This window comes from Apilactobacillus kunkeei (assembly GCF_001421115.1).
Lineage (GTDB): Bacteria > Bacillota > Bacilli > Lactobacillales > Lactobacillaceae > Apilactobacillus > Apilactobacillus kunkeei_F.
Genome location: NZ_JXCW01000006.1, coordinates 150,063 through 162,899, shown reverse-complemented (window position 1 = coordinate 162,899; position 12,837 = coordinate 150,063). Strand labels below are relative to the sequence as shown.

Annotated in this window: 14 protein-coding genes; 7 read left to right on the top strand and 7 right to left on the bottom strand. The window is 36.3% G+C overall.

The window, feature by feature from the left end:
- The 4 genes from RZ55_RS06180 to RZ55_RS06165 form a co-directional block, all read right to left on the bottom strand.
- The gene (locus RZ55_RS06180; protein ID WP_057176006.1) at window positions 1-747 is read right to left on the bottom strand and encodes a hypothetical protein; all 747 of its coding nucleotides are present in this window, start codon (window positions 745-747) and stop codon (window positions 1-3) included.
- 203 nt (window positions 748-950) lie between these two features.
- Window positions 951-1,862, bottom strand: coding sequence for a YdcF family protein (locus tag RZ55_RS06175; protein ID WP_160184964.1), 912 nt, complete (start codon window positions 1,860-1,862; stop codon window positions 951-953).
- A 188-nt stretch (window positions 1,863-2,050) separates the two neighbouring features.
- Entirely contained in the window at window positions 2,051-3,073 is a 1,023-nt protein-coding gene (locus RZ55_RS06170) for an SEC10/PgrA surface exclusion domain-containing protein (protein ID WP_057176004.1), read from the bottom strand.
- Between the two features lie 10 nt (window positions 3,074-3,083).
- On the bottom strand, window positions 3,084-3,305 hold the full coding sequence (locus RZ55_RS06165) for a hypothetical protein (RefSeq protein WP_034534807.1): 222 nt from the start codon (window positions 3,303-3,305) through the stop codon (window positions 3,084-3,086).
- 177 nt (window positions 3,306-3,482) lie between these two features.
- Between RZ55_RS06165 and RZ55_RS06160 the strand changes: the two genes are divergently transcribed.
- The 4 genes from RZ55_RS06160 to RZ55_RS06145 all read left to right on the top strand — a co-directional run bounded on the left by RZ55_RS06160 (window position 3,483) and on the right by RZ55_RS06145 (window position 6,521).
- Window positions 3,483-4,691, top strand: a complete 1,209-nt coding sequence (locus tag RZ55_RS06160) for an MFS transporter (RefSeq protein ID WP_431354845.1) — start codon at window positions 3,483-3,485, stop codon at window positions 4,689-4,691.
- Between the two features lie 62 nt (window positions 4,692-4,753).
- Complete coding sequence (locus RZ55_RS06155; RefSeq protein ID WP_057176003.1) at window positions 4,754-5,008, top strand: hypothetical protein; 255 nt, start codon at window positions 4,754-4,756, stop codon at window positions 5,006-5,008.
- Between the two features lie 85 nt (window positions 5,009-5,093).
- The gene (locus RZ55_RS06150; RefSeq protein WP_057176002.1) at window positions 5,094-6,128 is read left to right on the top strand and encodes an NADH:flavin oxidoreductase/NADH oxidase; all 1,035 of its coding nucleotides are present in this window, start codon (window positions 5,094-5,096) and stop codon (window positions 6,126-6,128) included.
- Window positions 6,129-6,239: 111 nt separating this feature from the next.
- On the top strand, window positions 6,240-6,521 hold the full coding sequence (locus tag RZ55_RS06145) for a hypothetical protein (RefSeq protein WP_041153129.1): 282 nt from the start codon (window positions 6,240-6,242) through the stop codon (window positions 6,519-6,521).
- A gap of 32 nt (window positions 6,522-6,553) precedes the next feature.
- On the opposite strand, the gene RZ55_RS06140 is transcribed toward RZ55_RS06145, so the two are convergent.
- The gene (locus RZ55_RS06140) at window positions 6,554-7,156 is read right to left on the bottom strand and encodes a DUF3862 domain-containing protein (RefSeq protein WP_057176001.1); all 603 of its coding nucleotides are present in this window, start codon (window positions 7,154-7,156) and stop codon (window positions 6,554-6,556) included.
- Between the two features lie 174 nt (window positions 7,157-7,330).
- Here RZ55_RS06140 and RZ55_RS06135 point away from each other — a divergent pair, with 174 nt between their 5' ends.
- The gene (locus RZ55_RS06135) at window positions 7,331-7,843 is read left to right on the top strand and encodes a type 1 glutamine amidotransferase domain-containing protein (protein WP_053792116.1); all 513 of its coding nucleotides are present in this window, start codon (window positions 7,331-7,333) and stop codon (window positions 7,841-7,843) included.
- A gap of 33 nt (window positions 7,844-7,876) precedes the next feature.
- Here RZ55_RS06135 and RZ55_RS06130 read toward each other — a convergent pair whose 3' ends face one another.
- Entirely contained in the window at window positions 7,877-8,446 is a 570-nt protein-coding gene (locus RZ55_RS06130; protein ID WP_057176000.1) for a TetR/AcrR family transcriptional regulator, read from the bottom strand.
- A gap of 663 nt (window positions 8,447-9,109) precedes the next feature.
- Here RZ55_RS06130 and RZ55_RS06125 point away from each other — a divergent pair.
- Both RZ55_RS06125 and budA read left to right on the top strand, forming a co-directional pair.
- A complete protein-coding gene (locus tag RZ55_RS06125; RefSeq protein WP_081034531.1) occupies window positions 9,110-9,832 on the top strand; it encodes an MIP/aquaporin family protein in 723 nt (240 codons plus the stop codon).
- A gap of 954 nt (window positions 9,833-10,786) precedes the next feature.
- Window positions 10,787-11,500 (top strand): acetolactate decarboxylase, encoded by a 714-nt coding sequence (budA, locus tag RZ55_RS06120; RefSeq protein ID WP_057175999.1) that lies wholly within the window; start codon window positions 10,787-10,789, stop codon window positions 11,498-11,500.
- A 37-nt stretch (window positions 11,501-11,537) separates the two neighbouring features.
- Here the strand turns inward: budA and RZ55_RS06115 are convergent, their stop codons facing one another.
- Window positions 11,538-12,680, bottom strand: coding sequence for a hypothetical protein (locus RZ55_RS06115; RefSeq protein ID WP_057175998.1), 1,143 nt, complete (start codon window positions 12,678-12,680; stop codon window positions 11,538-11,540).
- Window positions 12,681-12,837: the final 157 nt, after the last annotated feature.

The following is a 12,837-nucleotide window of genomic DNA, read 5'->3' as shown; positions in this document are numbered from 1 at the left end:
TTATTTTGTCTCGATAACGACATAGTAGTTATTTGATTGGTTGGTTTGACCATTTAAAATGGTGGTATTCTTGGCAGAAACACCAATCTTTGAGATATTTCCATCGGTTAATAACTTGGTGTAGTTTGCATCGGAACTATTTGAAATGTCAGAGTAAAGAATCCAACTTAGTGAGGTTCCACGATAATTGTTTTCATCACTGAATTGCCAGTATGAAACGCTATCGGAGTTAGCTGGCACCGGAGAGTTTTCAATTGAAGTAATCTTGTTGTTGGCGTCTTTTTCCAAATCAAAGTCTAATTGAAGTGGGGCTAGTCCATTGTAACTTCTAGCGATATTAATGACCCCGATTGTATTAACCGCCATTTGATGGTTAAATGATGCGGTCTTATTCAATTGAATGGCACCATGCCAAGCGTAGCCGATTAGTTGATGATTTTGGTATAGGGCTTGGTAGATTGCTTGGAATTTCTTGCCGTGTTTGTATTTTTGCACGTGGTAACTGGTACCAACGGTCACTGGCTGATCTTGTAGTTTGTATAATCGTTTTGCATGCTTAGTAAACGTTAAGTCAGTGTATAAATATTCATAGTGCTTTGAATTGATGACCCCGACACCATGATTATTCTCGTCGGACACACTGTAGATATATGGTTTGGTATTTTTAGCCTTAGCGAAAGCTTCATAACCATTTGTCGATATTGCCAGGGTAGAGAAAATGGTTAATAACATTAAGAATTTTTTCATTGTTACACCTTCTTTGTTGATATTAGTATAGCAGTAATAATAACGAATAAATGTTAAACTAAGGTTACAAAAAGAGGTAGAAATATGAAACAAGATAAACTATTGGTAGCCGCAATGGTCGTCGTGGGAATCGTCCTGCTCGCCTGTATCGTGGCTTACGTGGCCTAAATAATAAAAAGCATCGGAAAAACCGATGCTTTTTATTATAGTTTTTCGACTACCGAAATTACAATAAACAATAAAATGATTAATAGGTTAGCCAATTTGTGTTTCATTAAAATAGCGATAAATTCTCGGATAATCGCGTTTGGTAGAAAAAATCCACTGGTCTTGGAACCAATACCGCTGATTTTCATACCGGCATTCTTAGCGTAAGCTGTGGCACGGTAAATGTGGTAGTTGTTCGAAACAAAAATACCGTTATTTGGATCCAGTTTGTATCTATCGACAATCTTCTTGGAAAAAGCGAAGTTTTGGATTGTGTTGACCGACTTATCTTCTGCGACGACATCATCTGGATTTATTCCCCTTTGTATCACGTAGTCTCTCATGGCAACACCTTCTGGAATCTTTTCGTCGCCACCTTGACCACCAGAACAGATGATTAGGGGATGCTTGTCAGAAACACTGATTTGGCTTTGATAGAAATCAATGGCGCGGTCAATTCGAGATGCAAGAAGTGGTGAGACCTCATTTCCGTTTAGCAAACCGGCCCCTAATACAATGATGAAGTCCTTATCTGGTTTGGGACGATAGAAGTTACAAATCCAGACTGAAAGGGAGAAAATCAAGAAGATACTGATCATGTAGAATGAACTCATTTCGGTGAAATGTTCAATCATTAGGTTATATGGCTTTGGAATCAGTTTGCGCAAGAATAGGAAACTCAAAAGCGGGTAAATTAACAAGAAAACACCGATAATTAGTGTTAATAAGTTAGCTAATGAATGACTTTCTCGTCTCCACACAATAATTCCATTCCAAATTAATAAAACTGCGTGTAAGGCGTAAATTAAAGTTAGGATAATCATGATTGCCAATGCAAGGACTAAGAAAACGACGTGTAAAATACTGATACTACTGATTAGTGAGAAAAACATCACGTTTCCTGTCAATGCAAAAACAGATAGTAAGAATAGGAATCCGTTCCAAAATGATGCCTTATTTTTATGAAAAGACCAACATAAAAGGCCAATACAAATTATTAATGTTAAAGGTATAAAGTACATATATATCATCCTTAATCTGTTAGGATAAAAAAGCTCACAAATCATTGTGAGCTTTTGTTTATCTCCATTTTACACTATACAAGTGCTCCGGGAACATATTTCTTATTAACTAATTTGTTATGTGGAACCATTACGAAGTGAATACCACCAAATTTATCAAATGCTACTGCAAAGTAGTTTGGTTGGTATTTCTTGTGGATGTCTAAGTTCATTAAAGCAGTGGCGTGTCCCCAATATGATGGACCGTCTTCAAATAATTGAAGAGCAATTGAGTTGTAAACGGCATGCTTTAAAGCTGCCATAGTCACAACACGCTTTTTAATCTTAGTGCTAGTTAAGGCAAATGATGGGTTATCACTGTAGTTTTCTTCAGCAACGTCTGAAATTTTGTATTTCTTAGAAGCAACTGCCTTAGTTCTCAAGTCATGACCAGTCTTTTTACCGGTGTTGTTCCAGTTATCTTTGCTGTAAACATTGGCAAATGTTTGAGCAACAGCAATGGTGTTCTTAGAAGACTTGTATTGAATTCCCTTAGCTTGTTTGATGGCTGGGTTTAAGATGCTTAGGGCAAATTTAGTAAGTTCTTTTCTTTGACTGTAAGTCATCTTGTTTAGGTTAACGTTTCGGCTTAGATCTTTCTTACTTGGTGTAAAGGAGTTCATTGCTAGACCCTTTAGACCAATCTTACCCATTGCTACTTGAACCTTGTAGTTACCGATTGATTTTTCACTAGCTGCTTTTTTCAAAGCTGCGTTAGTGTATCCTTTAGGTAACTTAATTACGTTTTTAGGGTTCTTCTTAGCTTTGTAGTTAATTTTAGTTACGAAATTAGCGTCAGAACCAGGATCGGTAACTTGGTTACCGTGAACCTTCATCGCTTGAGTAGGAATAAAGTTATTTAAGTCAGCAGTAGTTAATTTACTGATTGATTTGGTAGTTGCGATAATAGCATCATCAGTGGTTTGTTGTTTAAATTTTTTAATTAATGAAGATTCCTTTTTAGTGGAACTTGCATGAGTAGTCACAGCTGGTGCTGAAGAAGCAATCACAGAACCGATTAAAGCAGCAGCGGCAATCATTTTAATTGTTTTTTTCATATTATTTCACCTATCTACTTCCTAATAAATATACAGCTAATCCAACTAGGATTACCCCGATTACAACAATGAATAAACCAAATTTAATTAATTTTCCACCAATTCCGTCCCAAGCAGGTTGATTGGACATCGCGCGAAGCTTGAAAAAGAACCAGCCAATTCCCATACAAATGGCACCAAATAAAAATACACCGTATGAGAAAAGCATAAAGAAACTTTGAGTTTGTTGCATGGTATTTCACTCCTTATTGAAAGTTTTGTTTAAATAATATTATCACAATTGGTATTTACCTCAAATATATAGTTGTAATCTTAAAAATTACTTAATAATTACAGAAACTTTGCTTAAGTGTTATAATGCTTAATTATGTGTCAAAGAATTCAAAAAAATAAGGAGATGAGTTCACCCTTGGGTGATCGAGCGATAAACTGGAAACAAAACCTAAACGTTTTATGGTTTGGGACATTCGTAGCTGGAATCGGATTTAGTAGTATCAGTCCATTCATTGCATTATTTATAGGTCAACTGGGCGATTACAACGCCACGCAAACATCAATTTACAGTGGGATGGCATTTGCAGCGCCATTTCTTGTGAAGATGATTGTTTCACCATTGTGGGGAATCTTAGCTGATAAGTATGGTCGAAAGCCAATGTTACTTAGAGCATCCTTGGGGATGGCCGTCGTAATTGGTGCAATGAGTCTGGTAACTAGCGCATGGCAATTAATTGTCCTTCGTCTTTTACAAGGGGTCTTTTCTGGATTCATCAGTAACGCCAACGCCTTGGTGGCTGCTGAAACGCCAAAGAGTCATGTGGGACATGCTTCTGGAAAACTAGCGACAGGAAACGTATCTGGAACACTAATCGGACCAATGATTGGGGGATTAATCGCCGATACATTTGGCTACCGTTATACATTCTTGATTACCGGTCTAGCAATGTTGGTAGCATTTATCCTAAGTATCTTTTTCGTTCATGAAAACTTTAAACCAGTTCCACATGAAAAAGGGGAAAAACAACCCCATTTCTTATCTGGAATTCCAACTAAGCAAATCTTATTTGGAATGTTTTTAACCACCTTATTTATTCAAGCAACTAACAACTCAATTTCACCAATCTTGAGTTTGTACGTTAAACAATTAGATCCTACATCGACTAACATTGCGTTGACTGCTGGAATTATCCAAGCCATCAACGGGGTGGCGATGATATCAGTCGCTCCATTCTTTGGCCGTTTGGGTGATAAGATTGGTTCGCATCAAATATTGAAATTTGGGCTAATATTTTCAATGGGAGTCTTTTTCCTAACAACATTCGTGCAAAACGTCTGGCAATTAGGGACCTTGCGTTTTCTGATTGGGATTTCCGATGCGGCATTGTTGCCAACGGTTCAGGCAATCCTAGCTAAGTACAGTCCACATGACCGAATCAGTCAGGTCTTTAGTTGGAACCAAAGCTTCCAAGCAGCAGGAAACGTGACTGGACCAATGATTGGTTCAGCGGTCGTATTAATCGGTGGCTACCGTGGAGTATTCATCGCTACCACCATTTTAGCCGGAATTAACTTATTCCTAGTTCGTAAGAATATCAAGTCAATTGAAACCGACAAGAACTAAATATTTGTTAATTGATGAAACATCATTATAATTAATAGGATAATATTTGGAGGTGGATTGCGATGACTAGAGAAGAAATTGACAACAATTTACTAACATTAAAGAGAACGCGTTCACACATCATAAACGCACTAGATGGTACCAACCGTGACAGTAATGTCATCCGAGATATTGACCATTTAGTGGAATATTTAAATGAAACAGATGAACGTGAAATAACACAAGAATATGTTAATCGTAAGTTTAGAATCATCAAAGGTGAAATTAACTGTTCACTTGACTGTTTCAATAATGCGATGAGAGCATTGACTAAGTAGGCATCCGAGAGGGTGTCTTTTTCTTTTATTTTAATAATTATACGAGTATAATGGCTTACATTAAGTAAGCGAAAGGAAGATGAATATGTCAAAATTACTTGCACCCGCAAATGTTGGTGGACTAGATCTTAAGAATCGAGTTGTGATGTCACCAATGTGTACCTATGAAGTGATTCGTGAAAATGGAATCACGACACCATTTCACTTTGCGCACTATGGAATGCGTGCAATTAGTGGCGTTGGATTGATCATTACCGAATCCACAGCCGTTGATCCAAGAGGTCGTATCAGTAACAACGACCTTGGATTATGGAATGACGAACAAGTGGGTGAATTCAGTCGTTTGGTCGACTCACTTCACTACCTAGGCTCAAAGGTAGGGTTACAATTGAACCATGCCGGTAGAAAGGCTGCCGATGAAGATGTTCCGGTTGCCCCAAGTGCAATTGCGTTTAGCGATGACAGCAACACACCAGTTGAACTAAGCAAGGAAGATATCGCAAATATCGTTGCCAAATTTGGTCAAGCTGCCAAACGTGCTAGCGACGCTGGAGTGGACATGATTGAAATTCATGGTGCCCACGGGTACTTGTTGAATCAATTCTTATCAGCCGTTTCAAACAAGCGTGATGACGAATATGGTGGTAGCCTAGAAAACCGTTTCAGAATTGTTTCTGAAGTCATCGATGCCGTGAAGGCTAACTTCGCAGGCCCAGTCTGGATTCGTTTATCACTAACCGATTACGATGATAGTGGACTACAAAACACTATGGAAGATTGGCAACAAGTCGGCAAATGGTTAGAAGAAGCTGGCATTCAACTAATTGATGTTTCAACCGGTGGCTTATTACCAAAGGGACCTAACTTCCCAGTTCATGACGGATATCAAACTCCATTTGCCACTGAACTTAAAAAAGCGGTAAATATTGATGTCTCAACTGTTGGTTTGTTAGACAACCCAGGGTTAGCCGAATACATCTTACAAAACAATCAAGCCGATTTGATTATGGAAGGACGAGCATTGCTAAGAAACACTAACTGGTTGGCAGATGCTGCTAAAGAACTACATGATCATGACTTCAAGGTCTTTGATGCATCATATGAACGTGGTCAAAAGTAAAAAATAAAAAGATATCCATTTGGATATCTTTTTTTATTGGTAAAATTTTGTCATCTAATTTTAATTTGTTATATAATTATTCTATTACAGCGAATAAAATGAGGTGATTATATGTATTGGACAGACGAAAGAATTATGACATATCGTGCGAAGATTAAAGGGGCATGGTACGTTCAAAAATTCCAACAATACTATCAATTCGACCTTCGTAAACCAGAAGATAAGATGAGAATGTATCGTCAATTGGAACCCAAAACAATTAAGTCCTATTTTGATGATTTAATCGACACCTACGAAAAACAATTCTTAGAACAACTAGATAACATGAGTACCGATGATCTATTGGAAACACTAGATTCATTAAGGGATGAAGGATATATTGATATCATGTAAAAAAGAACCGATATAATATCGGTTCTTTTTTATTAGTTATTAGTATTTAGACTAACTGATTGCTTTGCGCTAAGCTTTTTATCCTTAAAGGTTAGGTTGTAGGCATGTGAATTGTCATATTGGTAGGTCATAAATGACATTCCATCAGCTTCTTGTTGTGAAAGTGGCGAACCTAAAGTTGCTTGAACATCTGAGAATGAAGTGTTCTTAGAAATCTTTTCAATCTTAGCCTTCTTGATGATTTTAGCAGCGGTATTTTGCTGGTAACCCTTGCTTAAAACCTTGTCCTTGTAAACAATTACAAATATGTATTGTAGTTGTGCATTGCCACCCATTTGCCAAGTGTATTGCTTTGCTTTAGCATTGTTGGTAAGGGTAGTGTCAGTAGTTTTAGATGGATTTCCTAGTAGACTGACAACCTTCTTGTAACTTGAACCACCGTGTAATTGTTGATCGGTGTATTTGATTTGTTGGTATTTTTCCAATGAGATGCCTGATGTGTTCAAAGCATCTGATAGGGAAGGCTTTGGACCAGAAATTGTTTGGTTGGTATCTTCATCCTTCTTCTTACCACAAGCACTTAATACTAGTAGGCAGGTAAAAAGCGCTAGGAAAATCTTAAAAAATTTATTCATACTATATCTCCTCAATATGTTCTATTAGTATTTTAATCAAACTAGTGGCTAAATATCAATAATTTAAATTATTTATTCATAATTTAATCATGAATTTTTACAAACTAAAAACTTGTAATCAGTGCTTTTCCCTAATACCATGGACTGTGAAGAAAGAAAAAGGAGGTTGTATCTATGAGTAAGATTGCTGCAATTGTTACCAGCGGATACGAAGATTCTGAATTAACTTCACCTATGAAGGCATTAAAGGATGCGGGTCATGAAGTGGAAATTATCGAAGACATGGCCGGAAACACAATTACCGGTGAACATGGTGATACACAAAAGGTTGATTTAGGTATCGACGACGCCAACTTCGATGATTACGATGCATTGCTATTACCCGGAGGAGGCTCTCCAGATGCATTGAGAGCAGATGATCGTTTCAATGATTTTGTAAAACGTTTTCTATTGGCTAATAAGCCAGTGTTTGCTATTTGTCACGGTCCTCAATTCTTTATTCAAACTGGTTTAGCCAGTGAATTGAAGTTGACGGCATACACAACAATCAGATATGACCTATTCTATGCCGGTGCTGAAGTTCATGACGAACCAGTTGTAGTAGATGAAAAACACAAACTAGTCACAAGTAGAACTCCTGACGATTTAGATGCATTCAATGCTGAAATCGTTAAGTTCGTAAAATAATATGTAAAAAAAGAAGCCTTTTGGGCTTCTTTTTTATCTTCTGATGACAATTCCACAAATTTCAGTCATTGAAGTGTTGATTAGACGGTAGAATACCTTCTTAAATTCTTCAACTGACAATGGAATTGGTTGTGAAATCCATGACATTATCGCGTCTAAAATGACTCTGAAGAAGAAAGTTAACACATAGTACTTAGGGATGCCATATTTCTTTTCATCGTAGTTCTCGAAGTATGGAACTAGGAATTTTGAATAATGACTGCTTAAAAATGCGAATAGTTGTGGTTCATAGAATTCGTATAGAACCTTGATGTATTCACGATCATCGTAGACGATTGGGAATACCTTTTCGCTTAGAATATAGAAAAAGTTATCATAGTTTTTATCAACGTTAACGAATTGTTCATCTAAAGAATGGCTGATACTGGTTTCGATGAAGTTAACGATGTCGATTTTATTCTTGAAGTGATTGTAAAAAGTACCACGAGAAATATTTGCGTTTTCGATGATGTCGTTTGTACTAATTGTGTTAATATCTTGGTGAGCCGATAAATTTAGAAAAGACATTACGATTCTTTTCTTGGATTTGCTTTTAATAAACATTATGATTAAATCCCCCTTATAAATTTTTACTATTCAGGGCTGAGTAATGTGAATTACATTAAATCTTTGCCATGCTTATAATTATAATCTTATCTAGCGAGATAAATACTTAAGTTTTTGCAAATTTAATTAAGTTTATACAAAAAAGTTTAAAATATATTTTAATTAAGATTGATATAAAAAGTTTTTATAAAAATGGTACTTTTTATAAGATAAACTTAACTTAAAATCGTTGAATTATAAGTAACTATTAAATGTTTATAAAAAGTGGTTAAATAATCTTTATTAGTTATTGAAAAACGTCCGTGTGGGTCATATAATTATTTTTGCTGAGCTGTTAGCAAAAAGTTGACTTGATTATTCAAAATCTTAAGGAAATAACAATAATCAAAAAGTTATACACGATGTCTAAAAAGCTCGTTTCAACAAGATTATCGATATACTGTTATGGTTTAACATACTATCAACAAATTACTACATATGAATTTGGAAAAGAAATTATGGCGAGAGTTATAAAGTCGATTCAGATTTTACAACTCTTTTTTTATGCCACCAGGTTGGTTTGTAGAAGCGTTGCCGTTTATCAAACGGATGGAAGAACTTGAGCAAGATAAAGATGATGGAGTAAATACTGTGTAGTTTATATTAAAGGGGAAGAAAATTTTGGATCATTACACGCTATTAACTAGATGCATCGCTGAATTTATTGGAACAGCCATCATGGTCGCATTGGGTAACGGATCGGTTGCCAATGTTGAATTAAAGGGAACTAAAGGCTTCCATGGTGGATGGGTATTAATTGGTTTTGGATACGGAATCGGGGTTATGATTCCCGCAATGATGTTTGCGACAATTTCCGGAGCCCAAATTAATCCAGCAATGACACTTGCTTTGGCTTTTACAAACCAATTCCCATGGCATGAAGTACTACCATATATTGTTGCTCAATTGTTAGGGGCAACAGTTGGTCAAATTGCGGTGGTACTTACTTACAAGCCATATTATGACAAGACCACTAACTGTGAATGTGTTTTAGGAACTTTTGCAACCATTGACTCAGCTCACAGTTACCTAAATGGATTTATTAACGAATTAATCGGAACCTTCCTATTAGTATTAGGTGCTTTGGCAATGACTGCTGACAAACTAGATCCACGTGCTGATTTTATTGCGCTAGGTTTTCTAGTAATGTGTTTGGTTGTTTCATTCGGTGGACCAACCGGACCAGCATTGAACCCAGCCAGAGATATCATGCCAAGAATTGTGCACGCCTTTTGTCCATTTAAGAACAAGGGTGACTCACACTGGAAGTACAGTTGGGTGCCAATCGTAGCGCCAATCATAGGAGCTACCCTTGCTGCAATCCTATACAAGGCCGTATTTTAATCATTAAAAAAGAAAAGAGAGGAAAATGTTAAGATTTTCTTCTCTTTTTTATTTTTGGTTAAGTTTTAAGCATGTCAAATATACTGAGCGTCTAATTAAAAAACAAAAACCCCATTTTATAGCGGATTTAGCAAAAAATAATTTGATAAAAGTCTAGAGATTGCCGTTTTGACAGTGTTTTACCAAAATTATATTATTGTCTTCGAAGAGTTGGATAACAGCTTAATCGTTATTGCAACTGTTAAGATTGTTATTCTTCCCTTTGTTTAATCTTTGCGATTAAACTCTAGATGTTTATTTATTAGAATATGATTGCTTGATTTAGATGCCCCTGAATTTGTCTAACAAGTGATTTATGCACCTTCAGAATTGCTTAAAAATCGTGGAATTGTAGCATAACATAACACCAATAATAATAAATTTTGGTGGTGCATCGACTCACTAGGAACCACAACAAATTACTATCATGAAATCGTGTAACCTTAGTCTAACTTTCTTTGAGAACTTTATTCATACACTTTCTTATAAAACTATCTCTAGTTCTGTTTCTTATCAAGTCGCGCTGGTAGGTGATAGACAAAATCCGTTAATTTATGAATTTCCCCGAGTTTATAAATTAATTCTCTCGTCCATAAGTAGATAAATAAAGTTAAAACATTTATTACGTTTGCATGTGTTCATATAAATATTATTATGCACTTTCATGGTATGCTCACTCCAGAAAAACGATTATGAATTCTTCCCTGAATATAATTAGTAAACAAAGAGCAAACCAGTTCTTACGTGAATCGATATTCCATAAATAAGCTGATCGTAAATTAAAATTATTCAAGGCACTGGGTGATTTTAATTTTTCCATCAATAACCGATACTGTCGTAGGTATCGGTTATTTTTTTATCCATTTTTAAGCGGTTGTGATAAACTTGAATAAATTAATTAGGAGATGAAAAGTAATGAATAATGCTAATACCTTGTACCAATACGGTACATTAGCAATGTTAGTTCCCGGATTATTCGAAGGAACTCTACCACTAAAAGAACTATTAAAACACGGTGACACTGGTATAGGTACTGGTGACGGTTTAGATGGTGAATTAGTTATCTTAAACGGTGTTGCTTATCAAATCGATGGTGACGGTAAGGTCAACGAATTAGACGATGACTTTATGGTCCCATTCAGTGACGTTCATTTTGCTAGCTTTGAACATCTAGCTAATGTTCACGCATTAGTAAAGATGGAAGATTTAGAAGAAAAGGTATCTTCTAAGCTAGACTGGAACAACGTTTTTTATTCAGTTAGGGCGCACGGAACTTTCAAGTCTGTAAAGACTAGATCAGTTCATAAGCAAGACAAACCATACCCAACACTTGTTGAATGTGCTCACAAACAAAACGAATTCGAAGCTGAAGACGTTGAAGGAACTGTGATTGGATACTTCTCGCCACAACTCTTCAATGGTGCAGCTGTTGGTGGATTTCACCTTCACTTCTTAGCTGACGATAAATCAGTAGGGGGCCATTTACTAGATTTTGAAATGGTCTCTGGTGATATTAAGGTTCAAAAACTTGATGAATTAGTTCAAAAACTACCATCCTCAAATGATGACTTTATGAAACACGATTTCTCAAATGATGACATTGCCGGTGCCATCGGAGAAGCTGAATAAAAATAAAAAGGACTGACATGTTGTCAGTCCTTTTTTGTTACTTAGTAGTAGTGGTATTAGTGTTGGTAGTACCAGTTGATTGGTTTGTGTTAGTTGTGTTTGAAGTAGTTTGTTTTTGTGTCAATTTTTGGCGGAATAACCATCCGTTTAATGAACTAGCATAAACATAAACATTGTAGCTACCATCTTTTTGGTTGTATTGGTACCATTGATCACCGTTTGATGGCGTATAAGTCTTTGGAAGAATTACACGACTGTCACCAGGATTATATATAGATTGTAGTCCAGTAATTCCATTAGCTAGTTTCAATACCAATGTGTTTGATGCAATGGCGTAATGTTGGTTGTTGTTTACTGTAACCTTGTAGTTCTTACCATCGACTACAAGAATGTCGTTTGAATCGTCGACCTTCATTGCCTTAACAGGATCGCCGAAGTTAAGAACTGTCTTACCAGTACTGATTGGTGCGTTCAATGCATAGTAAGCGTTTTGAGCTTCCTTAGTGCTTAAATCATTACTAGGAACAGTCTTCTTGCTGGTAGTGTAAACTGGAATACTCTTAATCCAGTTTGATTTAGTGGTCTTAGTAATCCAGACACCGTTCTTGATTTCAGGAACGCTTCCACCAATGAGCATCCATTGGCCATTATTTAATTTTCTGACTAGAATAACTTGGTTTTTAGCGATGGTGCTCTTTTTGATAATTTTCTTGGATTGGATGGTGTTGTTCTTAACAGCGTATCCGTAAACAGTGGTCTTCTTGGTAACCGCGTATAGAGGAACGTTCTTGTTAGTGTTAACAGTTCCCTTGGTAGCTTTCTTAGCTGTAGTCTTTTTAGCAACTCGTTTCATCCAAGTAGTCTTGGATTGTCTAGTTGTTAAAACAGTGTTCTTAGGCGTCTTAACACCGGTAATCTTCCAAGTGTTTCCTTTCACGTGAGTGACAGAGATTTTGGCTCCTTTTTTGATATTAACCTTTTTTAGAACTTTCTTAGAGATATTCTTCTTAACTACCTTGTGTTCAGTTGCCACAATTTTCTTAGTAGTGGTAACGACACGTGCTTGGTTCCAGTATCTGGAAGATTTGCTTGGTAGTGAGCTAGCGTTGGCAGCAACAGCTGGTGTGGCGATTAGGACAGCACCGGCTAAAGCGGTCATGATGCATTTTTGAAACTTCATGTATGAATCCTTCTTTCAAAATAAATATTATGACTATCTTAACTTATAATTAGATGTTTTTCTACATTTTCAGAAGATTGTAATCTTTTTAATTATTTCGGGTTACATTTGTAGACAAAGACAAGTCGATTTGATATATTCTTATCAAGCAAGATTA